The sequence below is a fragment of the Bradyrhizobium uaiense genome (assembly GCF_010811875.1).
Lineage (GTDB): Bacteria > Pseudomonadota > Alphaproteobacteria > Rhizobiales > Xanthobacteraceae > Bradyrhizobium > Bradyrhizobium uaiense.
In genome coordinates this window covers 1-25,269 of sequence record NZ_VKHP01000084.1, presented here as the reverse complement: position 1 = coordinate 25,269, position 25,269 = coordinate 1, and the positions used below count along the sequence as shown (strand labels likewise).

At 57.3% G+C, this 25,269-nt stretch carries 20 protein-coding genes; 13 read left to right on the top strand and 7 right to left on the bottom strand.

The window, feature by feature from the left end; translation table 11 throughout:
- Positions 1 to 21 precede the first annotated feature (21 nt).
- Entirely contained in the window at positions 22 to 1,392 is a 1,371-nt protein-coding gene (locus FNJ47_RS20730; RefSeq protein WP_236000015.1) for a hypothetical protein, read from the top strand.
- Positions 1,393 to 1,504: 112 nt separating this feature from the next.
- Positions 1,505 to 3,706 (top strand): di-heme-cytochrome C peroxidase, encoded by a 2,202-nt coding sequence (locus FNJ47_RS20725; protein WP_236000014.1) that lies wholly within the window; start codon positions 1,505 to 1,507, stop codon positions 3,704 to 3,706.
- A 1,331-nt stretch (positions 3,707 to 5,037) separates the two neighbouring features.
- Here the strand turns inward: FNJ47_RS20725 and FNJ47_RS20720 are convergent.
- Positions 5,038 to 5,553: an avidin/streptavidin family protein gene (locus FNJ47_RS20720; protein WP_236000013.1), complete on the bottom strand. Its 516-nt coding sequence runs from the start codon at positions 5,551 to 5,553 to the stop codon at positions 5,038 to 5,040.
- Positions 5,554 to 6,768: 1,215 nt separating this feature from the next.
- Here FNJ47_RS20720 and FNJ47_RS20715 point away from each other — a divergent pair.
- From FNJ47_RS20715 to FNJ47_RS20695, 5 genes are all read left to right on the top strand, one after another.
- Positions 6,769 to 7,005, top strand: a complete 237-nt coding sequence (locus FNJ47_RS20715) for a hypothetical protein (protein WP_163156333.1) — start codon at positions 6,769 to 6,771, stop codon at positions 7,003 to 7,005.
- A gap of 216 nt (positions 7,006 to 7,221) precedes the next feature.
- A complete protein-coding gene (locus tag FNJ47_RS20710) occupies positions 7,222 to 8,121 on the top strand; it encodes a TauD/TfdA dioxygenase family protein (protein ID WP_163156331.1) in 900 nt (299 codons plus the stop codon).
- Between the two features lie 692 nt (positions 8,122 to 8,813).
- Complete coding sequence (locus tag FNJ47_RS20705) at positions 8,814 to 9,914, top strand: KamA family radical SAM protein (protein ID WP_175068401.1); 1,101 nt, start codon at positions 8,814 to 8,816, stop codon at positions 9,912 to 9,914.
- A 224-nt stretch (positions 9,915 to 10,138) separates the two neighbouring features.
- The gene (locus FNJ47_RS20700; protein WP_163156329.1) at positions 10,139 to 10,408 is read left to right on the top strand and encodes a hypothetical protein; all 270 of its coding nucleotides are present in this window, start codon (positions 10,139 to 10,141) and stop codon (positions 10,406 to 10,408) included.
- 685 nt (positions 10,409 to 11,093) lie between these two features.
- Positions 11,094 to 11,363, top strand: a complete 270-nt coding sequence (locus FNJ47_RS20695) for an ABC transporter permease (protein WP_163156327.1) — start codon at positions 11,094 to 11,096, stop codon at positions 11,361 to 11,363.
- A gap of 523 nt (positions 11,364 to 11,886) precedes the next feature.
- Here FNJ47_RS20695 and FNJ47_RS54740 read toward each other — a convergent pair.
- The 5 genes from FNJ47_RS54740 to FNJ47_RS20685 all read right to left on the bottom strand — a co-directional run bounded on the left by FNJ47_RS54740 (position 11,887) and on the right by FNJ47_RS20685 (position 14,605).
- Complete coding sequence (locus FNJ47_RS54740) at positions 11,887 to 12,225, bottom strand: MFS transporter (RefSeq protein WP_430649399.1); 339 nt, start codon at positions 12,223 to 12,225, stop codon at positions 11,887 to 11,889.
- A gap of 217 nt (positions 12,226 to 12,442) precedes the next feature.
- Positions 12,443 to 12,700 (bottom strand): MFS transporter, encoded by a 258-nt coding sequence (locus FNJ47_RS54735; protein WP_430649398.1) that lies wholly within the window; start codon positions 12,698 to 12,700, stop codon positions 12,443 to 12,445.
- Positions 12,701 to 12,779: 79 nt separating this feature from the next.
- Entirely contained in the window at positions 12,780 to 13,067 is a 288-nt protein-coding gene (locus FNJ47_RS54730) for an MFS transporter (RefSeq protein ID WP_430649397.1), read from the bottom strand.
- On the bottom strand, positions 13,064 to 13,492 hold the full coding sequence (locus FNJ47_RS54725; protein WP_430649396.1) for an MFS transporter: 429 nt from the start codon (positions 13,490 to 13,492) through the stop codon (positions 13,064 to 13,066). The genes FNJ47_RS54730 and FNJ47_RS54725 overlap by 4 nt, the downstream gene beginning before the upstream one ends.
- 636 nt (positions 13,493 to 14,128) lie before the next feature.
- Positions 14,129 to 14,605: an Lrp/AsnC family transcriptional regulator gene (locus FNJ47_RS20685; protein WP_163156325.1), complete on the bottom strand. Its 477-nt coding sequence runs from the start codon at positions 14,603 to 14,605 to the stop codon at positions 14,129 to 14,131.
- 154 nt (positions 14,606 to 14,759) lie between these two features.
- Between FNJ47_RS20685 and FNJ47_RS20680 the strand changes: the two genes are divergently transcribed.
- From FNJ47_RS20680 to FNJ47_RS20655, 6 genes are all read left to right on the top strand, one after another.
- Positions 14,760 to 16,274 (top strand): NAD-dependent succinate-semialdehyde dehydrogenase, encoded by a 1,515-nt coding sequence (locus FNJ47_RS20680; protein WP_163156339.1) that lies wholly within the window; start codon positions 14,760 to 14,762, stop codon positions 16,272 to 16,274.
- An 11-nt stretch (positions 16,275 to 16,285) separates the two neighbouring features.
- Complete coding sequence (locus FNJ47_RS20675; protein WP_163156323.1) at positions 16,286 to 17,686, top strand: aminotransferase; 1,401 nt, start codon at positions 16,286 to 16,288, stop codon at positions 17,684 to 17,686.
- A 326-nt stretch (positions 17,687 to 18,012) separates the two neighbouring features.
- A complete protein-coding gene (gene folD, locus FNJ47_RS20670; RefSeq protein WP_163156321.1) occupies positions 18,013 to 18,969 on the top strand; it encodes a bifunctional methylenetetrahydrofolate dehydrogenase/methenyltetrahydrofolate cyclohydrolase FolD in 957 nt (318 codons plus the stop codon).
- An 816-nt stretch (positions 18,970 to 19,785) separates the two neighbouring features.
- Positions 19,786 to 22,293, top strand: a complete 2,508-nt coding sequence (locus tag FNJ47_RS20665) for a GcvT family protein (RefSeq protein ID WP_163156319.1) — start codon at positions 19,786 to 19,788, stop codon at positions 22,291 to 22,293.
- A 61-nt stretch (positions 22,294 to 22,354) separates the two neighbouring features.
- On the top strand, positions 22,355 to 23,221 hold the full coding sequence (gene purU / locus FNJ47_RS20660; protein WP_163156317.1) for a formyltetrahydrofolate deformylase: 867 nt from the start codon (positions 22,355 to 22,357) through the stop codon (positions 23,219 to 23,221).
- 323 nt (positions 23,222 to 23,544) lie between these two features.
- Positions 23,545 to 24,726 carry a M24 family metallopeptidase gene (locus FNJ47_RS20655; RefSeq protein WP_163156315.1) on the top strand — a complete coding sequence of 394 codons (1,182 nt, stop codon included), beginning with the start codon at positions 23,545 to 23,547 and terminating at the stop codon, positions 24,724 to 24,726.
- Positions 24,727 to 25,031: 305 nt separating this feature from the next.
- Here the strand turns inward: FNJ47_RS20655 and FNJ47_RS50545 are convergent.
- Positions 25,032 to 25,269, bottom strand: a 238-nt coding sequence (locus tag FNJ47_RS50545) for a hypothetical protein (protein ID WP_206685332.1), incomplete at its 5' end; no start/stop codon positions are given.

Genomic DNA, 25,269 nt, shown 5'->3' with positions numbered 1-25,269 from the left:
CTTAGAAGGGAATTGCCGACGATGGCGAAAGGTGAAATCCGCCGCTCGATGCTTGGGTGGTTCCTTAAAAATCTGTTCGCAGCGGGACTAATCTTCGGCGGTGCTTTGGGACCAGCAACAGCAGAGGGCCAGACGCCATCGAAGCCGCTTTCGGCCAACGACGTGTCCATCCTGTTTCCTCCCCCTAAGGCGCCTGCAGACCTCGTCAATTTGATTGCGGTTTCCGACCTTGCCGGTCCCCCTGGGGCCGCGCACCGGCTGTTGTCCGATGATGATTTCGCGCGCTTTGTCGCAAACGCCGAAAATCCCGAACGCGAAGGCGTGCCGGACTCCGGCGCGCGCCACATCCATCTGCCGGATGCCGTCAAAAAGATCGATGCCTGGTTCGTTGCGGGCATCCGGATTGATCCGGGAGCACCAGGCCTATCTCCAGATGTCGTCGCCCAGTTTGGACGGCAGCCGCAAATCCGGCTGATCATTCAACCCGTGACCAATGGCCCTGACGGATTCAAGGTCCATGACACTGCCGGCCACCTGATCTTCAGCTTCAACCTCGATCCCGATCCGCCGCTCGAGGGGTGCGCGCCATTCCCGCGCTTCAAGCCTGACGACGCAACTTTCAAGGCGATCATTCGGGACGTTGCGGCACTGCGGGATCAACTTGCAGCTGGAAAGTTCGGCAATGTCAAGATCTCGACTGTCGGTGACATGAACGTGCACCCCGGGCTGGTCGGTGCATCCGCCAAGCCGTTTCGTGATGCGGTCAAAGCCATGCTGGAGAAGCATCTCTCGCCGCAGCGCCTCAACACCATGGCTGTTATGGGCATTTCACCGCCCGAACCCTGGGTGTTCGTTTCGATGCTAAGGGTGCCGCAGGCCGGGCTGATACCAGTGCCGGGCCCGACACTCGATGGCTTACATGCTGCGCAGATGTTCAGCATCGTCGGCGACACGCATGTGGTCCCGCGGCCGGTCACGAATAACCAAAATCCGGTGACCTGCCGCCACGCGGCGCTGCAGAATCCTCCCTTGCCGATTTCTAACCGTAAGGGGGTCTCCACGGCCGATTTCATCGATGGCAACATTCCCAATAGCCGCGTGCTCGAGATCGTCAACGTCGTTGCGGATACGAAGAAGAGCCACTTCTTCAATACGGACTGCGTGAGCTGTCATACCGAGACGGCGCAGCCGCTCAAAAGGAAAGTGCAAGGCTTCACGGTGCCCGGTGTAAACCGAGCGGTTCTCCCGAAAGAAGACTGGAATGTTCGTAATTTTGGTTGGTTTCCCTCATTCTTGCATGGTGGTCCTGCGGCCGCGACCATCACCCGACGCGCAGCAGCCGAGACTGCCGACGTCGTCTCCTTCATCAATAGCCAATTGCTGAACAAGTAAGGACCGTCATCGCCCGGCTCGCTCGTGCGGCGCCGCGCGCTATTTGAAATGAGGGAGGATTGCCATGGGGGCACGTTCGTTCAGGTCTTGGGTCGGTGGCCGGCTGAGGCGGTTGCCGCACGCCATCGGTCTCTTGGTCGCGATCATATTCGTGGTCGCGGCACTGGTCGCGGGCATGGCATACTTTGTACCGGAGAAGCTTCGCGATACGGCGCTCGAGATCAAGAATAGCGCAAATCTGGTTGCCCAGCTGCTACCGGCGACGCTGCCGGCGCCGTCGAAGATCGATAGCGCGTATTGGCTGCCCCAAAACTGGAGTTCGCGGCAGCGTTACTGGTTCCACCATACTTCCCAGGGCACCGCGACCATTCCCGTGCCCTATCGATGGTTTCTGGCTCTCGAACGTCCCGAGCTATCGATCCATTACACGAGCTTGACCGACAGTGAATATCTACGACGCCTTGGTTTCATCCCAAGTCCAAGCTCAAAGGACTTTGATGCGAGCTCACCTGCATACGGCTACCGCGAGGATGCGAAGGGGACAGGCTCCACTTGGACGGCGAGCACGCCTGATAATCCAGCTGGTTTGCCGGTTGGCTTCGCAATTCTGAAAGGGGGCATCGATCCGACAACGGGGGCCTTCTACGAAGATCAGATCGGATTAACCTGCGCCGCCTGTCATACCGGTCATCTCGAGTATAAGAATGTCAGCATTCGCTTCGATGGTGGACCAGCGATGGTCAACCTCGGTGAGGTGGAACGGGTCATTGGACTATCGATCGGCTATACGCTGATCCTGCCGTGGCGGTTCGAACGCTTCGCCAACCGCCTGGAAAGCATTGAAGGTCGAAGCATCGATCGCAAGAAGCTGCGAAGTGATCTGGAGCTAGCACTCCAGAAGATCAAGGCTCAAAAGGCAGCAAGCGATGGTCTTTTGGCCGGGCAAGGTGTTTCGGATCTCGATGAGGGGTTCGGCCGACTGGATGCCTTGAACAGGATCGGCAACCAAGTCTTCTACACCAATTTCCTGGAGCCTGTGACCGGAGAACTCTCCGATTCCCTTCTCAAGGGTAACTTTGCGCGTAACGACGCGCCCGTAAGCTTTCCGCCGATCTGGGACACGCCGTACTTCCTGTGGGCGCAGTATGACGCCTCGGTCCTCAACGAACTTGTTCGCAATTCCGGCGAAGCGCTCGGCGTCAGCGCGAAAATCAATATGCGGGCGCCCGCGCCGGGCCGCCCGCTTTTTGAATCATCCATCCATCTGTCGGACATTGCGCGCTTCGAGGAGCTTTTGCGGGGTACGGATCCCTTCTCATCTGCGGAGGCAAGCGGCAGGAAATTCAACGGGCTTGTCGCGCCACGATGGAAGGATGCGCAGGATAGATTCCGAGGTGATCCGGCCTGGGCTATTGACGAGACTCTCGTTGCGAAAGGTCGTGATCTTTATCGCTCGCATTGCTTTGAATGCCACCGAGGACCCGTCAATGATCCCGCGTTCGACACAAAGTGGCCGGAAGATTCCTTCTGGAAGCCGGAGAACCCGGATCGATCGGCCAAGGGCGATAAGAATTGGGTGGAGATCGGCGGACGCCATTATTTCAATGTCGTTCAACTGCCGGTGAACGTGATCGGCACCGATCGTCAACAATCCAACGTCCTGACGACGCGGCGCGTACACTTACCCGAAAAGATCGGTCTCAATCCAGTCGACGATCTGAACAAAGCCTGGGGCTGTGGCCTTCCAACCGATCGGGCGGCCGACCCGCTTTTTGTGTTAGCCCTGATGGACGTGGTGGGCAAGACGATCGATCAATGGAACGTCGCGAACAACTCTTCCGAACAAGTCAAGCAGCAGATGTGGGGGCCGAGGAAAAACTGCCAAAATCCGCGAACATATGTTAGAGCCCGGGTGAGCTTTAACGGCAAGGACAACGATGTCCTTGCTCTTGAACCTCAATACCGCGCGCGTCCGCTGGACGGTGTTTGGGCAACGGCTCCGTATCTGCACAACGGGTCAGTGCCGACGTTGAAGGACATGTTGTTGCCGCAGGGCCGGCGGCCGAGCTCGTTCTGCGTGGGCAGCCGCAAGTTTGATCCTGTCAATGTCGGACTTGTGACGAAAGTGCGCGCGAATGACGCCTGCGCGGCCGGCCTGACGGACTTCAATGTTTCGTTGCTTGGCAACAGCAATCGCGGGCATTCGTTCGAGGGCAAGGAAACTGATATTACGAAGCTGCCGCCTGGGGTCATCGGTCCGGAACTGAGCGATACGGACCGGCGCGCGCTTCTCGAGTATTTGAAGACGCTGTAAGGGAACGCTTAGCCCGGGAGGGCAAGCGTGGCGCAGGTGGCAGAGCGAGCCGATGTTTGGAAGACCACTGTCGACGTAGACTCACGGACACATTGAAGAGGTGTCACGTAGTGACCCAGGAAGTAAGTTGTCGCACTCATTTCCTCGAGGTTCGAGATCGGGAATCGGTGACAGTTATGTCGTGAAGCTCGCTTGCGGTGTAATCATTCTCTAACTCTATTGGAGGAGACCTCCTATGCTCGGCTCCGAAATGACTGCTTGCCTCCGTCGCGTTCTGGATGAGGTTTGCAAGGAACTGCCCGCTCACGAGACCAGCACTCGAGCGCACGTCGCTTCCGAGATTTTAGAAGCCGCCTCTCGAGGTGAGACGTCTGTCGATGTTCTCCGGCAAGTTGGCCAGAACGCGTTGACCACTGCTCCATCAATGTGGCCCCAGCAAGGTCCCCGTCGGCATTCATCGGAAGTTAGCGATGCCCGCGAACCTACCGGTTCAACCAAACAGGATTAAGCACGCCGATCCGGATCCGTCGGCAAGATGCTCGCGGAACTGAAAGCATTCACGGAGCGCGCCATCTGGGAACGGATCAGTGACATGCGCAAAATGGCTCGGCGTCACGTAGGGAAGTCGTGTTTAACGCGACAACGTGCAGGCTTCCGGAGGGCGAACCTCGTGCATCCGCCATTGATCAGGCAACTCCTGCAATAGCATGGACAGCTTCCGGGCAGACAGGAGGACCAGTTCGAGTGCAGCATGGCTATTGTGGTTGAATAATATATAGCGAATACTGGCCAGGGGGCTCAAAAGCGAGAGGAGCGAGCCTGACCATGTGCCCTCAAGGATCAGGTCCATCGATCAACTCTGTCGAATTGTCACACCGAGTAGAACCGCAATTATGGGCTCAACTGCGCCTGTGCTGTGCTGGGTCCAACCAAATCAAGCCGAATTATGGATACCGGACAAAAAATTCTCCGGGACGCGTGAGGGGAGCGTAGCGGTCGAAGGCGAGAGAGATGATCCATTGAACGTGTTGCCGGTAACCTGATTGGCAAGGCAGCCCGAGCGGTGCCGATTGGCAACACGAGAAGATCGCCAAGGCCACTTGCATCTCGCGGCCTGCGCGATCCTGCAGCTTTGGCAAACAAGCGTACAAACGCGGCGGCACGCTGCGCATGAAGTCGGTGAGCCTCGGTGAAGGCGCGTTAATGACAAGCGATCAGCAGTTCACGCATATGAACCGGGCGGATCGTTCCCGCCCGTCGCATGTTCGCTTGCGAACCATTACATGGCTGTCTGTTTCAGTGGGATCGAGCTCGCCAAGTGGAGTTTGATGTCACTTCGGGCCCTTTTTCGTGTTCGAGAGTTTCTCGCCTGAGCTGGTCTCAGCCGCCAGGCCGCCACTGGATAGCAATTTTGCCTTGTCGCCCGTCTTGAATGTGAAGGTGTCGGCGCCGGCGCTGATGCCATTCCATACAACCGGCTCTGCAAGTGAGAGCAGCCAAAGCCCCTGAAAGCCCGAGGCGCTATTGAGCTGCCCCGTCCAAACGGTGCTCGAACCGCATCCAGCGAAGTTCACAGTCAAACTGATCGCTGTGCCTTGATTGGTCTGAGCAAGCCAGCCGCTTACTGCTTGAGGCACACCTTCGTCGCAGCTGTTACTTGCATTATTCGTGTAAGTGCCGGAGATTGCGCCTGTGTTCTGGTTGAAGCTGTCGACGCTCAGCGTTGAGCCATATTGGTTGGTCCAGGTCCAGATCGGTTGCGCCTTGGCCGGAGACAGCGGTAACGCTCCAAAGCACAGGCATACCAAAGCCATCCATCGCGTCATTATACAAATCTCCTGTGACATCGTCCACTCCACGGAGCTCCGTAAGGAGTCAATTGTCCATGAAGGCGCCACTCAATTTTGTGAGAACTTCCATAAAAACGTCGTTCCACCAATTGTGCTTCGCTTCCTGCTGCTTCGCGGAGTGCTTCCCCGAGAAAAAAGACGTCATTGCGTGTAGCGGTTACCAGCTCAGTGTTGGCGCGACGAAGAGGCGCGGGACAGGCACTGCTCGGTGCTCGCGCATCTACCCATGGAAGTAATGCTTGAGCCATTTCGCTTTGTGACGGACCTTCGGCTACTAGATCGGCTCAGTTGCGCGCATTTTGCGCCATGGCTCGGCCGTGTGGCGGCTTTGTTTTGCTGCTGGCGCATTCTTTCATCGCCTTTCCGGAAAACGTGCATTTATGTTGCGTGTGTGATCGTGCTCACGCGCCTTGCAGTTGTCGCTCGGGACGGGGCGGACAGGCCGATCATTAAGAATGATCTTCGCTTACGACCTTACCTGAGGTTGCTTGAGCGTCGACCTGCCAATAGGGGTGGGGTGGCTAATAGAGCGCAGTGAATTTGAGGCAGCTCTCTAGATCCTGACCTAAGCGCTGCATACGGCCCCACTCGAATACGGTCGGAGGGCTGGGCCAGACATTCGCTCCACATGGCGCACCCGACGACGTCTAGCGAGGTGTATCTTCGCAGCACATGAATATTCACGCTCGAAACCAAATGGCTATGTCCCAGGGGCTCGAACTAACCGACGCTAACGTCAGGTGGAAGGCGCCATTTCTGTTCGGCCAGGCAAGGGCCGAAAGAAATACCGCCGTGGGTCCGGTTTTGGCGCGCTGTAGCGCACGGTATTCCTGCTTGTTCGGCACGCTATTAATTCTAACCGGTAATCCGCGACCGAGCCCTACCGCAGCAAAGACGCAAGTCACGGCCGAGCAACTCAATCACGGTAAGGTACGCAGATTCCGCAAATGGTGGGATTGAGTCAGTTGTTAAACTGCAACTGCGGTTGCAACGTTCAAACTTTGCGCGTCGCTCGCTCGGCGAATTCAGAGCCGAAATGACGAGTTGATGAAAGGCGCGCGCATTTAAACAACTCAAAGCCGCAAACTAAGGATTGTTCGCTCGCATAAGTGGCGATATATGTAAAAACAGCAAGAGGTAGAGTGGCCTTGCTGTTCAATGAGTGCAGATCGCCCGAGTATGCATTCGTTTATTTGTCGTGCGGATTGGGCCATGTGGATCGCTTCAGTGGCGTATCGACCGTCGTATGAAATATCTTTCAAGGCCTCGTTCGGCGACGAGCGAACCTTGCTGAAGATCGGGAAAGAAAGCTGGTTTCGTTTCATGGACTGGACATGGATTGCCTCTATGATTTCTGGTGTGCAAACGAGGCTGTTGATCGAGCTGCAAATCGATCCGACGGCGTTATACGCGAGTGTCCGTCAGTCGAAGCCGGACAGACGCGTGTGACATAGACCGCGGGGTTTTCGGCCCAACTGGTGCACGCGCGCAGAGGGAATCAGAGCGTAAAATGACGGTGATCCGTATCGCAAATCCTGTTTGGCTCGTTGCGCGGCGTGGATCAGGCAATTCGAATGCGCGTCATCAAGATCGCTCGTCAACTCGCCACGTATCATCACCAATCTCGGGGGCTTTGTTTCGACATCCACAGAGAGAGGCGCCGCCATGAGTAGCAATGTAGTCGCTGATAACATCATTCCCCGAGCAGACATCGTCAGGCATGCGGAGCGCCTCGGCGCTGAAATCAAGAACGTTGTGCTATCGGACCGTTTGCCAGACGAGCTCATCAGAGCCATTAAGCGGCTGCTGCTCGAGCATAAGGTCATCTTCTTCCGCGATCAGGGGCATCTTGATGATCCCCAGCAACAGCGCTTCGCCGTTCGGCTCGGCTCGCTGATACCGCATCCCATAATGCTGGACACGCAGGAAGAGTCGACAATCCCGGAAAGGCTCCCCGATCGCCTATATCGTTATGTCCGACAGCTGAACGATGACGACGCCTTTAATGCCGGCGGTCCGAAGATCTCAGTGCTGCGAGGCGCCGCGATCCCGCCTTTTGACGGTGACATCGCCTGGTCGAGCACTGCGGCTGCTTACCTTGATCTTCCTGATCCCCTGCGGATGCTTGCCGATAACCTCTGGGCTGTGCGTTGCGCCGCATTCGGTTACCCTGCGGCGGAAGGCGTCACGGAAAACGACAAGAGGCGATTGGGCGATGTATCCACCGGAACGATCTACGAGACGACACATCCGATTGTTTGCGTTCATCCGGAAACCGGCGAGCGCATGCTCTCGCTAGGCGGTTCCGTGCAGAATTTTGTCGGCTTGCAGCGTTATCCTAGCCAAAGACTGTTTGAATTGCTTCAGTCCTATCTTACTGCGCCGAAGAACACCCTGCGTTGGAACTGGAAATCGGGCGACGTTGCAATCTGGGATAGTCGCGCGACTGAGCGATACCGCATCAATGAAATCGGCAGTCCTCATCTGGCCATGGACTGGCCTGCGATTGATGTCGGTTTGCCCCACATGGGCAGGCTGAAATCACGGGCCCCCGAGGCTGCCTAGCAGGGGCCGCACGTCCGGTCCTAAGACGCTGACGGTTCAACGGAGCCCATCTAGTGTGGGGCAGCAGCCGAACCTTTTACGGTTTGTTGTGATCCCGCCAGAACGGCCTGGGCGGCGCAACCGATCTGCTTGTTCAAATTTCTGAGAAGGCGCGAGCAGCCTGCATGTGAAAACGTCGGCGCGGCACAATGCGAGCCGACTATTGCGACGCTATCTGTGCTGGGCAGCGAAAGGATGGAGCGGTGATGACGATGGTCGAGAGGCGCGCTATTCAGTCTAAAAGGGCGACCTTCTCTATAACTGAATTTCATGAGTGTGGGGGCCTCGGCAGATCAGCGCCCTGATCATCGGTGTGGCCCTTCAAACAAATACCCTTCGTAATCGAGGATGGCGTCCAACTCGCTTGTGAAGAAGCGGCGATCGCGTTTTGTACACGCGGCAAAAGTCTGGAAGCTTTGTCGCATATTGTAGCATGCTGCGCGGTCCACTCACCGGCAGCGATGTAGGCCCGTTGCTGCGTCACCGTCTCGACGCGCCGGTATCTGGCGAGTACCAGAGTGCCTCTCTCAACCGCCGAGATCTGATAGTCCTCACCACATCAGGTAGGTATCGATCAGCTAATGACGCTGTAGTGTAGATCAACAGATCGTAGTGGATCAAAGTGCGCTGACCAGGACAGGCGAGGCGTCGCAATGGAAACCATAGCTGATCCGATGGATGGCAGAGCACAAGTACTGAAATTCATCGAAGAAACGCGCGTCGTTAGCGAGGGCGAACTGCAAATCAACAACATCACGCCTTATCATGTCACAAAGTTCTATCGCGAGCAGATAGCCAAGAACGGGTACTACGATCAGTTGAAGCGTATTGTGGAGCCCTCGGTCGAGGAGTTCGAGAGCCCAGGCACGTTGGATACGAGCGGCGAGCACGACAACACGGTCGTTCCAGGATTGCAGCACAAGTACCCGCAGACTGGCCTGTTGCTGGTGACCGAACGCTGCGGTTCATATTGTCGCTATTGTTTTCGTAAGCGGATCGTCGGCAAGACGTCCGACGAAATCGCCCCGGACTTCGCTCAGGTCGCGCAATATATTGCGCATCATCCTGAGATGACAAACGTGCTAATATCGGGAGGCGACCCGCTCATGCTTAGTACGGCCAAACTCGACAAGATCCTTGACCACCTGCTGCCTATCAATCATTTGAGTTCGATCAGATTCGGTACAAAAATGCTTGCCTATGAACCAAGGCGGTTTGAAGATTCCGCTCTGCCGGCGCTATTCGAGCGGATTCAAAAGTCAGGTAAAACTCCAATAATCGTCACGCATTTCGATCACGTAGGTGAGATCTCGTCCGATGCTGAGCAGAAGGTTCGCACTTTGCGAGCGCAGGGCGTGCAATTCCTTAATCAGGCCGTTCTCCTCGCGAAAGTCAACGATGATCCCGAAATCCTGGCCGAAACGTTCGCCAAATGCCACGAAATCGGAGTCCGCCCTTACTACCTATTCCAAGCCAGGCCAGTGAAGGGCGCATCCCATTTTCAAGTTGCACTCCGACGGGGAATAGAGATTGCGCGTGGCATCAACCAGCGTCTCAGTGGCATCGAGAAGACATTCAAATACATTATGTCTCATTACACAGGAAAGATCGAAATATTGGATTTGGGAGACGATGGCCGCGTGTACATGCGATACCATCAGAACAAAGTGTCCGAGAAGATCGGACGGATCTTTTCCCGGCCTCACGTCGAGGCGGCCTGCTGGCTGGATGATCTGCAAGGCAATGAGATCTAACCGAGCGCAAAGCTAATTACGAACTCGGAGCGAGTACGGCGCGATGGCTACGGGAAATAGCGAGGTCGGGAGTGCCCTCAAAAACAAGCGTCAAGGAGAGCTAAGCGGATGTCCCCACGAGCTTCGAGCGCAGGGTGGGCATCTACATATGCTTCGTGAACACGCCGATTTTTGAAGTGCGTGCCGGAAGCGATCAATAGCGACCGCCGTCGCGCTTTTGCTGCTTGATCCATTCCGACAACGTTTTTCGCGTCGATCCTTTGCTCCGGCGCGGCGATGTCTTTGGATTGTCATGCACAGCTTCCGCCGGATGGGGGCGCGGCACTTCCGTTTTTGCTAACACCCCTCAGGTTATCGCAACCAAAGAGCAGATCCAACCCGACAGCTACGGCGGCCGGTGCGACGCCTTTGCTCACCCGGGCCAGACTGAATTCCTGATGCCGCAGATTTCGGCGGCTGAGCTCGCGGCGCTGCATGCCGTAGCGCGGCCGTAACTGCCACGTTGTGTCCTCATCACCCGAGCGGAGAGAGCTTGGCTCCTTCGCGGGTCCTAAAGGAGCCCTCAACGATCCTTGGGCTCGTTGAGGCTCTGGTTTCCTATTTCGTTACTCCCGTCAACGGTCAGGTTTCGCTGTTGCCTTTGGCCGTGATCATCCTGCAGCTGCTTCCGACGGTCGTCTCCAGCTCGTGGACTGGTGGCCGATGGCATGATGCTGCGCAGACTCAAACATACCTTGTTTCCAGTCGCTCTGGTGCTGTTCACTGTGCTCGGGCCCATCGTTCGGGAGCCAGTCGACCTCGTCGATCTGCCGGCTTTCTCGACCATGGCGATCGCAGCGCTCGCTCCCGCTTCGTCTGGGGGATGGCTTGGGATCCCGAACCCTGGACATTCGGCCGTTTTTTGGTCTCGGCGCCTATGCCTATGCAATCTCAGTCTCCGATTTCGGGTGATAGCACGCTTGCCCTGTTGATCGGAACCGTATTGCCGGTCGCATTCTCTCTCTCGTCCTCGGCTATTTCCTGTACTTCAGCCACCTGGGCGACAGCTATCTCGGCGTCGTTACTCTCTGCGTGACGATGATCTTCTATTCCGTCATACGTCGACTGCCGATCCCTGGTTTCACATTGGTCCGGTACCGTTCGGTGGCTTCGAGGGCATCACGGCAGTCCGCGCTCAATATGCCCGGTGATCCGCAGGCATTTCTATCCACGGAATCAACGTTCTCGATCTGCCTGCTGGTGCTGGCTGGCGCCCACATCCCGCGCTCGTTGCTGCGTTCGAGCGATGCAGGACGTATCATGATTGCGATCCGCGAAAGCGAGTTGCGGAGCGAGCTTCTCGGCTACGACATCCACTTCTACAAGCTCGTTGGCTTTGCCGCCATGCCGGGCTGGGCGGGCCGCCTTACTTGGCAGTTTCGAAACGTCGCATCTGATGACGCACGCTGATCCATCTTACCCGGTGGACGGCATTCATTCATTACCGTGTGCCCAATATGCCGGAGCGGTCCCGCTGACTTCAAGCCAGGCACCGAACAAGGCCATACCGCCCCTTCGGATTGACTCTTGCCAACAAAGGATTTGCGTCCGTACTGGAAAATTCCCATCTCCGCACAGGTCTCAATGTCGATCGGGGCCGGCTCACATACAACGGGTGGTCGAGAGTCTAGGTCTACCACTCTCACCGATTGGTCAGGCGGCGGCCTGATCCCAGAGGCCCTTGATCGGGCGTTCCCCTGACTTGGTGGGCCACTCCTCTGGAGTGGCCCTTTTCTTTGCAGCTTGGACGGTCTGTTCGAGGCGATTTGCCTTGCCTTGCGTCTCCGATCAAGTGGGCAGTTTGTTCCAGATAGAAGTATGATCGCCATTTTACACGGCTCGTCGATCAACGGCGGAGCCGGGTGACGCTTCGGGCAATCGCCAAGACGCAGTGCTGTATTCGCTAGCTTCGTTTCTCCCAGAGGTGACGACTTCACGCGGCGCTGGCAATCAGCCTAGAAGGCATCATCCGCGGCTCTTCCTTCCAGCGAACCAATCCGAACGGACACTCTAGCGTGCACCGGACGCGAATGGGATCGGGACCGACGTGGAAAATCGTGGCTTGCCGATCAAGCTCACGCTCCGAGTGGGGCGAGCGGTTGCGCTGGCGAATAGTCAAGCCATGTCGGACAGCGATAGCGTTCGGTCCACAGTTCGGGACCCCAATCGACCAGCCATAGGCGCCGTTGCCCCGCCGAGACAGCTCGATCTTCTGCATCACGTTGTGGAAGGCGCGTGCAATCTGTTGCGCTACCCGATACTCGATTTCCACCACAAAGCGGCCCGCTCCGTTCTGTTAGCTCCAGCCGTACGTTGAGATCCTCGGGCGTCTCAGCCTCTTCGCCGCGCGCGTCAATGCCCGGCACGGGCAGCCAAAGCCCGAGGAGTGGGGAAGCGAGCATCAAGGTTGGTGAGACCGGGCGTGCCGTGTCGACGACGGCGACACCGGTCGGATGGCCCCAACCCCAACTACGGACGGAAATTCCGCCTTAACTCATCGCCTGATAGGCCGCGAGCGATCGCCCTGCCACCCAGCGTGCGGCCGAAAACTGCGCGCCAATGCAAAACACTACCCACGCGGTGATCCACGCCGCCCCCGCCAAGATTAGTGCGGCCGCCGTCAGAATTGGCTCGCGACTCCGCTCCACTGCGGCAACCGACATGTCCGTGGACAGAGAGAACGCGCGGATTGCGGCTTCCCCGCTCAAGCGTTTGCGCACCTCGGTGAGGTTGAAAGCACCGATCACCGCGCCCAAGCCAAGGCGCTGAGCAGGATGCCATAGCTCTGTGAGCAGCTATGCAGGAAGTCGCGGGCCAACAGCGCCATCAGGGCAATGGGCCCACCGCCGCGATGACCATGGAACGGACTAGCACGATCTTGATCGATGGCGAACTGATAATGCAACGAACGCCTGAAACCATGGCGCGCTTGAGCATTTCGGGTGGCAGACGCGAGGGCTCGGATATCCGTTTCCAAAGGAAAAACGCGAGCATGAGCGGCAGATAGAGCAGCGCATTGAGCGCGAGCGCGGCCACTGCTCCGGCCGCGGCAGCGACAATGCCAACGACCGCCGGGCTCACGCTGCGCGCGATATTGTAGTTGATGCCGTTCAACGCGATGGCCGCAGGTTGCTCCGGAGGGCACCTGCTTGCTCACTGAGGATTGCCAAGCAGGTCCCATCAGCGCAATGCCGCTGCCGACGGCTAAGCAGAGCGCCAGCAAAAAAATTCGGCGTAGTGAGACCCAACCAGTCGAGCACAGTCAGCGCGATTGCACCACAGAGCGCAACCAGTCCCACGATGGCGCCGGCCGGCATCGCGATCAGCATTACGGGCAGCATAAGCGCCGTCGGCACCAGTGCAACTTGGTCCGCAGAAGGCATCATCTGTGTCATCGCGCAGGCTGCGCCCACGCCCTGTACCAGAATGCCGAGATTGGTGAGCAAGCTCGGAAGCCAGAGGCGGCGGAAGGTCGGATAACCGAGCGGCGTTAAGATACCGTCAGCCTTGGATGGTGGGAGCTTGGACTGATGTGTCATCTTGGCTCCTGCGTTTGTCTCCCACGGCTTATTGATGGGGGAACCACATTGGCGATGACCCGACTGATTCGGGGGCTCGAAAGTGACTAGCGCTTTTTTCGAGCTGGTCTGTTTTGCACACACTGCGCGCCCTATGAGACGCACCATCGTCCGGAGACATCCTTGACAATTCGTGATTGCCGACGGGGGAGGCGGTCGCTCCGCCATCTGGAACTGAGCGCCAAGCGCTTCTATCAATGGCGAAGCTTCGTGGTAGCGCCACTGCCCGAGTGGGAGCGATGATGTCTCTTGTTGGTTTGGAAATTGATGCCACTCACGTAGCGGCCAAGCACGGCGTTGGCGCCTCGCTCGTTTAGGGCAAGGTCGCTCGCCCAGCCGAGCCTTAAACGAACCTTTTGAACATTGCGCTTCTATACTTTCCATGGTCTCATCAGAATGAAGCGGAACGCAACTGAGTCAGACGTGATATCTCTGATCTTAAATTTCCGTCGAACACCGATCCGAGAACATTCCTGAAGCTCAAGTCTTGCCGGCCGCCTACAATAAAGAAGCGATGGCGTAGGTTTTGCGCGTCATATCCGAGCACGCGATGAAAAATCGCGCAAAAAGCATAGAAACGCGAGTTGAGACACCGAGCTATTCCTCGGTCGGAGCTTCAATCGGCACGGCAAATCCTGCCTTTACGCGGTCCATTATGACCATCGTCTTCACCGCCTTGATGTCCGGATTCTCATAGAAAAATCGCCGCGTGAACTGCTCATAATCTTCCATGCTACGCGCGGTAATGTAGAGGACAAAGTCGGCGTCGCCCGTGACGTAGAATCCATTGACGACTTCACTTGACGATTTGATCGCCTTCTTGAACTTATCGATTATGTCAGAACGTTCCCGCTCTAGGCTCACTAGCACGAGCATTTGAATAGCTCTTCCCACCGCTTTCGGTGAAACGATAGAGACATCGGCCTCGATGATCCCGTCCGAACGGAGCCGCTTCAGTCGGCGTTGACAGGCAGTAGCAGAGAGTCCCGCCATTTCGCCGATCACCTCGGAGGTCAAGCGGTTGCTCTTTTGCATAATCTCGAGAATCCGGGCGTCTATTCGATCGTACTGCATAATCGCCTCCAACCTTCAGGTGCCTTTCGCCGCAAAATGCTTGTGTCATGCAGGAAATCTCCGAACGACATGAAAATGCGACGCAAATCTGTTTGTAACATCAGTATCCTGATTACCTAAGCAATTTCAACAAATGACCACTTGGGACGATCAGATGCCCCATCAAAATGTTCGGCCCAAAAGTCCGCATTCGGTCGGGCTAGCTGTCAGGCATCTGCAGAATCTAAGGCGTCGTGATCTGCTGGCCGGGGCCGCGCTCATCGATGGTCGGTGGGTGGTGGGTGAACAAAGAGACTCTGTGGTGGACCCTGCGACCGAGGAAGAGATTGCCGATGTTGCCCGATGCTCTGCCGCCGATATGGACTTGGCGATTGCGGCAGCTGAACGATCGTTTGTTGCGTGGCGAGAGCTGTTACCGGCAGAGCGCGGAGCGATCCTTAGGTCTTGGGCGTCGTTAATGCTCCGCCATTCGGAAGAGCTTGCTGTCCTGGTGACGTGCGAGCAGGGCAAGCCGCTCGCCGAGGCGCGTCATGAAATTGCCTATGGTGCGGGATTTCTTGAGTGGTTCGCGGCAGAGGGGGAGCGTGCGTATGGCGAGACAATCCCCAGTCACAAGATCGGAAGTCTGCTTCAGGTCCGGATGCAGCCGATCGGTGTGGCGGCGGCCATCACCCCGTGGAATTTTCCCGTAGCCATGATCACGCGAAAGGCGGGAGCTGCTCTTGCCGCGGGTTGTTCTATCATTGTGAAGCCTGCTCCTGAGACGCCGCTTTCTGCGTTGGCGGTGGCTAGATTGGCGGAAGAGGCGGGAGTGCCGCGAGGCGTGTTTCAGGTTCTTGTCGGCGATCCGATCGAGCTTTCGACGCCTCTGTTGCGTGATACCAGAATTCGCGCTCTTTCGTTTACTGGTTCGACCGAAGTTGGTCGTCTGCTTCTGAGGGGCGCGGCCGACACCGTTAAGAAGATGTCGTTGGAGCTGGGAGGACATGCTCCCTTTCTTGTCTTTGACGACGTGGATCTTAACAAGGCTGTAAAGGGGGCGATGGCTGCAAAGTTTGCAACGTCGGGTCAAGATTGCCTGGCGGCTAATCGAATCTACGTCCAAAGAGGCATCTATGGGGACTTCGTGGAGGCGTTTGCGACGGCAATGCGTCAACTCAAGGTGGGGCACGGGCTCGACCCGTTAACGGAAATTGGGCCAATGACCAAGTCGTCGGTCGCCAACAAGTGCAGGGTTCACATCGACGATGCGGCAGCGAAGGGCGCGCACGTTTTTTCCGCGGTTCGTGACGAGGGGTTAGGGTCAAACTTCGTTCTTCCGACGTTGCTCAGCGATGTCACGGACGACATGCTCATTGCGCGTGAGGAAAGTTTCGGGCCGGTAGCAGCGGTCCTTCCATTTGATACGGAAGAAGAGGTCCTTGCTCGGGCGAACGCCAGCGAAATGGGATTAGCCGCATACGTCTACACGGATAGCCTGCGTCGAGCCCTTCGCCTGTCTGAGAGCATCGAGTACGGCATGGTTGGCGTCAATACAGCCTCGTTTACGGGCCCGCCCATTCCATTCGGAGGATGGAAGCAATCCGGTCTCGGCCGCGAAGGTTCGCGACACGGCATCGATGAATACATGGAGCTAAAATACGTCTGCTTCGGCGATTTGGCGGCTTAGGAGAATCCGGCATGACTGACGTTAGGACCATCGCGGAGATCGATCGCTCGAATGTTCTTCACCCTTTTACGCAGCTCAAGGACTATGCCTCTGGCAGGATCGGCGATCCCACGATCGTGACTGGCGGGAAAGGCATCCGAATTGAGGATGCTCGTGGGCGCAGTTACATCGACGGCTTTGCCGGTTTGTACTGCGTAAATATTGGATACGGCCGGACTGAGGTGGCTGAGGCCATCGCGCGGCAAGCCTACAAGCTTGCATACTACCACACGTATGCGGCCCACACGACCGAAGAACTGGCAATCTTGTCGGACCGTCTCGTACGAATGGCCCCAGGCAAGCCCAGCAAAGTGTTTTTTGGTCTATCGGGATCAGACGCGAACGAAACCCAAGCCAAGCTCGTCTGGTATTACAACAATCTACGTGGCCAGCCTAAGAAGAAGAAAATTATCTCGCGCGAGCGTGGCTACCATGGTTGCTCCGTCATTTCTGGGTCCATGACGGGCATGTCGTTTTACCATGATCACATGGATCTTCCCTTTCCGGGCATATTGCACACGGGGACGCCGCATCACTACTGGGGAGCCGCGTCTGGTGAGACGGAGGAGTCCTTTTCGCTCCGGCGTGCAGCCGAGCTCGAACAGTTAATCGTGCGAGAGGGGCCGGAAACGATTGGTGCCTTCATTGCTGAGCCGGTACTGGGTACTGGAGGCATCACACCACCGCCTGCCGGCTACTGGCGTGAAATTCAGGCGGTGCTGAGACGCTACGACGTCCTTCTGATTGCCGATGAGGTCATCTGTGGATTCGGTCGAACCGGCGCGGACTTCGGCAGCACGATGTACGGAATGGAGCCGGATCTGGTGACCGTCGCCAAAGGGTTGACGTCAGGCTATGTGCCCCTCTCGGCTGCCATCGTTGGCGAGAAGGTCTACGCGGTTATGGAGGAAGCAGCAGATCGGGTCGGGGCGTTCTCACATGGTTATACCTATTCCGGCCATCCGATTGCGGCCGCTGCTGCCAATGCGGTCCTGGATATTGTCGAGAAGGAGCGACTAGCGGACAGAGCGAGGATCGTGGGCTCGCACTTTCATCAACGACTCAAGCAGCGGTTTGCGCAACTCGAGATCGTCGGAGAAGTGAGGGGTGTGGGCTTACTCGGCGCCGTGGAGTTCGTTGCAGATCGCCAGACGAAACGGCGATTTGATCCGCAGCTGAAGGTGGGAGCCCGTATCGCGAAGGCCGCTCGCGATCGCGGACTCATTGTGCGAGCAATGCCGCATGGGGAGATTCTCGGTTTTGCCCCACCTCTCGTTGTGTCCGAGGGGGAGGTGGACGAGATTGTCGATTTGGCATATCGCGCGACGAAACAAGTAATGGATGAACTCGCGAAGGAATCAGCAATCGCTTGAAGTGCATTTCTAGCTGCGGCCGAGCCCCCTAATGTAGATTTGGTGGACCTGGCCGTTGTCGATGCACTCGAGCTCAAGGTTGTAGAAACCAGAGCTCGCACCTGCGCAGCCATTGCTGTTTGGGGCGGATCTCGCGCGGCGGCCCGAGACGGCGATGCCAAAAGCAGTCTCAAGCTCTGACTGACTTGCCGTCTTGCGCCAATGTCGTGGATTAGGTGGCAAGCCACGTTCCGCAAGTTGCTCCATTTCGCTGATCGCTCTTGAATTGTTTGGCGCGGGCATATCGTCCCGCCATCATCGCCGCCCGAATACCTCTGGAATTAATCATGAATGCTATCCGAATTGATGGAAGGTCCATCGCCGAGGCTCTTCGGGCGCGCGTGGCGCGCGATGTCGCGTTGCTCCAAGCCCAATGCAATGTCACGCCAGGGTTGGCCGTGGTGCTGGTTGGCAAGGATCCGGCCAGTTCGGTATACGTGACGACAAAAGCCAGACAGGCGCAGGCGGTGGGCTTTAAATCACAACAAATTCTCCTGCCGAGCACTGTCGGTGAAGCGGAACTCCTCGATGCAATAGAGGAGCTTAACGTTGACGATACCATCGATGGCATTCTCGTTCAGCTTCCGTTGCCCGAGCACATCGACCGTTTGCGCGTGCTGGAGACCATCAACCCGGCAAAGGATGTGGACGGCTTCCACCCCTACAATATTGGAAGATTGGCTGCGGGTCGACCAGCCCTAGCTCCTTGCACGCCCCTTGGGGTCGTTCATCTCATCAAGACTGTTGTGAGCGACTTGAATGGGCTTGACGTTGTCGTCATTGGTCGCTCGAACATCGTCGGAAAGCCACTGGCAATCCTGCTCGGAGATGCCGGATGCACCGTCACGGGTGCGCAACTTCAGACGCGAAACCTGCCGGACCTCTGTCGAAGGGCCGACGTCGTCGTCGCTGCCGCCGGCTGCGCGGAGCTGGTCCGCGGCGACTGGCTCAAGCGAGGTGCGATCGTCATTGATGTCGGCATCAATCGTGCGATCGATTCGACCGGCATTGCCAAAATTGTCGGAGATGTAGCTTTCAACGAAGCGAGCAATCGGGCGAGCTACATAACCCCGGTGCCCGGCGGTGTCGGGCCGATGACTGTCGCGTACTTGCTCGAGAATACCGTTACTGCAGCAGTTTCGCGTCGAGGTTTATCTTTGGATATGAGTACCGGGTCCGCCGAATTTGGCCATCCTGCTTTTGAGAGCGAAATCCTGCAGCCTGACCTGCAAAGGGTCACGTAGAGAAACCGGACGCAGCCTAGCGGGTGAATCATGCGATCGCATTTTGGCCGACCCGACGTCGCTGATCACGTGAGGGTAATAAAGCGGATCGTTGATTGTGCGGGCGCTCCGTACCGGTGATACTACCCGCCTCGCGAGCGATTTCGCGCAAATACTTGTCACCACGATTCCGCGTCGATCGTCCTCAGCCTGGACTCTTCGACTGGCTCAGCGCAAAGTCGCCGCCGTTGTGGATTATCACACGCAACAAGCAAGATCTCACTCGAGCACCTCTCGCACTTGAGAAGGTGTGAGAAAAGCAGCTCGGATTCCGATTATTGGGCATTGGCCGCGCCAAAAGCGCTGACGAGATCAGCGTCATCTTCCGACTGCCGGTCCATCATACACGATGCTCCAGAGCCCGCATGCGTTCTCGTCGCTTGCTCGCGTCAGCGTAACAGTTGAAGACGCAAAGCGCTGCACCTTACCGCTTAGGCGCAGAATTTCTGTCTCGCGCAGGCCTATTTTAGCCAAATTCGGATCGAGGGCCGGGTACTATTTGCGGAAGGATAGAGCTTTCCGATTGACCGAGGTCGATGAAATCAAGAAACGCGGGAGGAGATAGAATTCTGGCATAGTTCCGTACGCGCCCAAGCGCTCTATCGCGCGGATTGGGTGGCAAGTCGTGCCATCCGTCGAAGCTCCAGTTCCGCCATCGGCTCGGATGGCGCGCCGGAAGCGTTGGCCTGAAGCGTCCCATCCACGAATATCTACAAACGACCTGCGCGCTGAACCTGCGCGTCAACATCTGCCCGCGGCCATTTTTTGAGTTGTCGAATGCAAAGCAAGCTGCCTTCTCATGTGGAACACGTCATCGTCGGTGGTGGAATCATCGGCTTGTCCATCGCCTATCATCTCACGCGCCTTGGGCATCGCGACGTTCTTCTGCTCGAGCGCGATCAGCTGACCTGCGGTACCACCTGGCACGCGGCGGGCCTTGTCACTCAGCTTCGAGCCAGCGAGAACATGGCGAAGCTTGCCCAGTACACCGCCGAGTTGTTCCGGGAGCTCGAACAATTGACCGGCCAGCACACTGGCTTTCGGCAATGTGGGTCGATCACCGTCGCGGCAACGCCCGCGCGGCTTGAGGAGCTGAAGCGGGGGGCGTCGATGGGGCGCTCCTTTGGGCTTGATGTCGAGATCATCGACGCCGCGGAAGCCAAGCGACGTGTCCCTCTGCTCGACGTGGCCGACGTGCTTGGCGCGGCATGGATCGCCTCCGACGGCAAGACGAATCCGGTAGACACGGCGCGCGCCTTTGCGGCTGGTGCAAAGCAGGGTGGGGCCAAGATCCTGGAACGCACGCCGGTCACGCGCATCATCGTCGAGGCTGGACGAATTGTCGGCGTCGACACCGCAGAGGGCGTCGTACGCACCGAAAAAGTTGTCATCTGCGCAGGAATGTGGACTCGAGCTTTGGCTGCCGATCTCAACTGGACCGTGCCTTTGCACGCGGCAGAGCATTTCTATGTTGTGACAGAGTCCATGGCGGGATTGTCACCTGATACGCCCACTGTGCGCGATCTGGACGCGTGCTTCTACGCAAAAGAAGATGCCGGCAAACTACTTGTGGGTTTTTTCGAGACAAACGGCAAGCCTTGGGGGGCGGCAGGGATTCCGCGTGAGTTCAGTTTCGAGTCGTTGCCTGACGATTTTGAGCACATCGAGCCTTACCTCGCGGATGCCATGCGGCGGATGCCGGCGCTGGAAAAGGTGGGGCTCCAACTAAGCTTCAATGGCCCGGAAAGCTTTACGCCCGACAATCGATTCCTGTTGGGGCCCGCGCCCGACATCTCCGGTCTTTATGTAGCATCGGGTTTTAATTCGTGCGGTATCGAGTCGTCTGGCGGTGCCGGCAAGGTTATGGCCGAGTGGATGTCGACGGGTGTGCCCGCCAACGACTATTGGGAGATGGACGTACGACGGGCCATGCCGTTCCAGCGGAATCGTCGATATTTGCACGATCGAACGGGCGAAGCAGTTGGGCTCCTCTACTCCCTGCATCGTCCTCACAAGTCGCCGGCGACGGCTCGCAACGTACGTGTCTCGCCGCTACACGATCGGTTGGCAACCGTTGGCGCAAAGTTCGGCGAGGCCGCTGGATGGGAGCGCGCGCAGTGGTTTGGTGCGCCCGGCGCGCCAGTGAACGCCCATGCCACCTTCGCACGCGATGATTGGTTTAAGGCGAGTGGGGCGGAACACGAGGCGACCCGGTCCGGGGTCGCGCTGTTTGACCAGACTTCCTTTGCGCATCTGCTGGTGCAGGGTCGTGATGCGCTAGCCCTTCTTCAGCGTCTCTCCACAAACGACATTGACGTTCCAGTGGGTCGTATCGTCTACACGCCATGGCTCAATGAGCGGGGCGGCATGGAGTCTGACGTCACGATCGCCCGAGCGGGCGGTGAGGAATTCCTGGTGGTTACAGCGGCTGTGCAGCGTATTCGCGACCTGGCGTGGCTACGAATGCATGCCAAGCATGCCGGACACGTGTTCGTCACCGACGTATCATCAGGTTACGCATGCTTGTCCGTCATGGGGCCGCGTTCGCGCGAGCTGCTCATGCGCGCGAGTCCGGCGGATTTCTCCGATCTTGCGTTTCCCTTTGCGACGGCCAGAGAGATCGAGATTGGCTATGGAATGGCGCTCGCTTTCCGCATGACTTTCGTGGGAGAGCTCGGATGGGAGCTGCACATCCCAGCCGAGCAGGCGCTGGGTGTTTACGATGCGCTGATCGCCGCGGGAAGCGATCTCGATCTGCGCCACGCCGGCTACGTCGCATTGAACACGTTACGCCTTGAGGCAGGCTATCGCGACTGGGGCGCGGATGTAAGCGACGAAGATTCTCCCCTCGAGGCGGGACTAGCATTCACAATCGCGTGGAATAAGAGCGAGGATTTCATTGGGCGGGCGGTTCTCGAGTCAAAGCGCGGGCAGACGCCGCGACGACGCCTTGTTCAATTGGCCGCGCCCGGTGCGGTACCGCTTCTGTTCGGAACAGAGCCAGTTTGGCGCAATGGATCGCTCGTGGGGTACCTGCGCTCGGCAGGCTTCGGCCACACCCTGGGTTGTGGCGTCGGCATGGGATATCTGTACTGTGAAAGTGGGGTGAGTGCCGAATGGCTGTCCAAAGGAAGCTTTGAGATAGAGATAGCGGGCGAAAAACACGCTGCCATCGCATCCCTTCGCGCATTCTACGACGTGAATCGCACCCGAGTGAAGGGCGAGGTGCGTAAGGTCGAAGAGCTCATCGCCCCGGACCTGCTCAAAGCGTGCCTGAAGGGGTGACGTCGAACCCCGCCTTTCTCAAACTCAATTCGCGAGGAGCCGCCGCCGGGCCGTCACTGCCATGTCCGATCGTTCCATGATTCTCTCCTTTTCCTGCCCTGATCGTCCAGGCATCGTGTCAGCGGTCTCGAGTCTTCTGTTCGACGCTGGTTGCAACATCCTCGATGCACAGCAGTTCGATGATACCGAGACCGGTCATTTCTTCATGCGTGTTGTCTTCGACCGCCTCGTCCAAGCGAGATCAGCGGAAGAAGTCGCTGCATCGATCGGAGGACTCGCAGAGCGCTTGGCTATGAGATTTACTCTCCGGCCGAGATCCGGGAGAAAGCGAGTGATGCTGCTGGTTTCCAAACTCGATCATTGTCTGGCCGATCTGCTCTATCGCTGGCGAATTGGCGAACTGCCAATGGAGGTGACGGCGATCGTTTCCAATCATAGCCGCGAGCATCTCTCTTCCTCGGATCTAAGCGAGTTGCCGTTCTACCACCTGCCCGTTACCAAACAGACCAAGATGGAGCAGGAGGCGCGAATTTGGGAACTCGTGCAAGAGACCAACACCGATCTTGTTGTCCTCGCACGTTACATGCAAATTCTGTCGGACGGGTTCTCAGCCAAGTTGTCCGGATGCTGTATCAACATTCATCACTCCTTTTTGCCGGGCTTCAAGGGCGCCAAACCGTATCACCAGGCCCATGAACGAGGCGTCAAATTGATCGGAGCGACAGCGCATTACGTGACCTCGGACCTCGATGAGGGCCCCATCATTGAACAGGATGTCGAACGGATCTCGCATCGCGACACGCCGGATGATCTCATCCGCAAAGGTCGAGACATCGAGCGGCGGGTACTCGCCCGCGCTGTGCGTCATCACCTTGAGGATCGCGTCGTGCTCAACGGCAAGAAGACCGTTGTCTTCACCGGCGGCTGATGGGATCGTTGCCATGATGGCGCAAAGGCGCCCTGGAGATCAGTGTGTGGGGTGTGGTGGGAAAAATGCAGGAGACGATCCAGCCAACTCCGGAAAGATGTCGAGAGATTCGCGCAAAAGGTTAGGTACGCTACCCGGTGGACGATCTCGATGACTTGCTAGCAATACCACCCGGAACGGCCCTTTGCTCCACGAGCCGTATTGCTAGCTTCAATCCGCGAGGCCGGGATTGGCTAGTTGAAAGCAGTGTGATGCCGGGCCTTGCCAAGTCGGACGCTTAAAGACTGTGAACGTAGTCAATCAAGACCTTGGAGGCACCCGATATGAAGAAGCAACTGCGATTTGAGCGCGCGGAATTCGCGGGGCGCTTGTTGGCGGTGAAGAAAGAGATGGCCAAGCGCGGAATCGATATTCTGATGCTCTCCGAGCCTCCCAACCAAAACTATCTAACCGGCTACGACAGTCTCTCATTCTATACACCACAAATGGTCATCGTGGCACTCAATCACGACGAGCCCATTTGGATCGCGCGATTTATGGAGCGCCCCCAAGCAATGATGGGGACTTATCTTGCAGACGATAACATCAGAACCTATCCGGATGAGTATGTAAACTCGCATGCCGGCTTATCGCCGTATGACGTTATGGCAGACCACGTCAAGGAACTTGGGGGTGGAAAGGCGAGGATCGGCGTGGAGATGGGAGGCTATTATTATTCCGCGCGCGCACATGCTGATCTTGTCAGAGCGCTGCCTCTCGCTAAGTTTGTAGATGCCGATTTGCTCGTCAATTGGATCCGCATCGTGAAAAGCCCGGCCGAGCTCGTTTATATGCGCCAAGCTGGCCGGATCGCGGACGCGATGATAAAGCGAGCTGTTGATACAATCGAGCCAGGTGTGCGTGAATGTGATGTAGCAGCTGCCGTCTATCACCAGCAGATATCAGGCACGCCCGAATTCGGGGGAAGCTACGATAGCTCGTGTCTGTTTTTTGGCGTTGGCAAACGAGCTCTTGCGCCGCATCCCACGTGGACCGACGAGCCGTTGCCGGCGTCAACGATAACCTATATGGAAGTTCACGGAGTTCGGCTTCGTTACCAGGTTAATCTTGCTCGCACTATCGTGGTCGGGAAACCGACCCTCGACTATCAAAAGTTTTCGGAGATCGCGATCGAAGCTTTGAATGTGGGACTCGAAAGTGTCCGCCCGGGTCGTACCTGCTCAGATGTCCAGGCCGCCTACGCGCATGTTCTCGCGCGTCACGGATATGAAAAAGAGGCGAGGCTTGGTTATCCGCAAGGGGTAGGCTACCCGCCCGCGTCAGCCGAGCGAACCGCCAGTTTGCGCAAGGGAGATAATACAGTGCTTCAGCCGGGAATGTGCTTCCATATGATGGCTGCCCTCTGGCTGGAAGACAAGAGCATCTGCATCACACAGCCCTTCGCCGTCACCGAGGATGGGTATGAGCCCTTGACTTCGACGCCGCGCAGCCTGTTCGTCAAATAGCTGCGTGACATTTCGTAGCGATTGTTCGCAGCGGCTGCTCAGCTGCCAGCGCAGCCGCGAGTCAATCATAGTTGACTGCTCATGACGCCTGCTGGGCCCATATGTTCACGGACCGGCGATTTGTCTGTCAATTGCCGTTCACGCGCTGACCGCGTCTTCAGGGTGGAAAGATCTCGACTGTTTCGCGCGGTGAGCCGTACTCAAGTCCAACTCGGACGAAGCGAGCAGTTATGCTGAAATGGTGAGCCTCGCCTTCGACGTGGTGGTCGATGCTAACAGGTCGTATGCGCCATCCACCGAACACGTTAGGCGTTTCGGTCAAGGCCGTTATGTGAGAAAATCCCTTTCTTAGAGAGTCGTCCGTGAAGAATGCGGATTGACCTGAAAAATAAGCAAAAATGTTCTTGAGAAAGTAACAGGAAAGCGGTGTGTGGGACCTGGCTTTCCTGCGTTTTGGGATTTCGTTTTTGGGCGGTTCGTGATTCCCTGACGGCGTCGTCGACATTGGGGAATGCGATGAGCAAACCGCGGGATGATCGCCAG

Coding starts and splice junctions, on each gene's coding strand:
- FNJ47_RS20730 (WP_236000015.1), top strand. CDS start 22: ATGGCGAAAGGTGAAATCCGCCGCTCGATGCTTGGGTGGTTCCTTAAA.
- FNJ47_RS20720 (WP_236000013.1), bottom strand. CDS start 5,553: ATGTCACAGGAGATTTGTATAATGACGCGATGGATGGCTTTGGTATGC.
- FNJ47_RS20715 (WP_163156333.1), top strand. CDS start 6,769: ATGTGGATCGCTTCAGTGGCGTATCGACCGTCGTATGAAATATCTTTC.
- FNJ47_RS20710 (WP_163156331.1), top strand. CDS start 7,222: ATGAGTAGCAATGTAGTCGCTGATAACATCATTCCCCGAGCAGACATC.
- FNJ47_RS20705 (WP_175068401.1), top strand. CDS start 8,814: ATGGAAACCATAGCTGATCCGATGGATGGCAGAGCACAAGTACTGAAA.
- FNJ47_RS20695 (WP_163156327.1), top strand. CDS start 11,094: ATGCCCGGTGATCCGCAGGCATTTCTATCCACGGAATCAACGTTCTCG.
- FNJ47_RS54725 (WP_430649396.1), bottom strand. CDS start 13,492: ATGACACATCAGTCCAAGCTCCCACCATCCAAGGCTGACGGTATCTTA.
- FNJ47_RS20685 (WP_163156325.1), bottom strand. CDS start 14,605: ATGCAGTACGATCGAATAGACGCCCGGATTCTCGAGATTATGCAAAAG.
- FNJ47_RS20680 (WP_163156339.1), top strand. CDS start 14,760: ATGCCCCATCAAAATGTTCGGCCCAAAAGTCCGCATTCGGTCGGGCTA.
- FNJ47_RS20675 (WP_163156323.1), top strand. CDS start 16,286: ATGACTGACGTTAGGACCATCGCGGAGATCGATCGCTCGAATGTTCTT.
- folD (WP_163156321.1), top strand. CDS start 18,013: ATGAATGCTATCCGAATTGATGGAAGGTCCATCGCCGAGGCTCTTCGG.
- FNJ47_RS20665 (WP_163156319.1), top strand. CDS start 19,786: ATGCAAAGCAAGCTGCCTTCTCATGTGGAACACGTCATCGTCGGTGGT.
- purU (WP_163156317.1), top strand. CDS start 22,355: ATGTCCGATCGTTCCATGATTCTCTCCTTTTCCTGCCCTGATCGTCCA.
- FNJ47_RS20655 (WP_163156315.1), top strand. CDS start 23,545: ATGAAGAAGCAACTGCGATTTGAGCGCGCGGAATTCGCGGGGCGCTTG.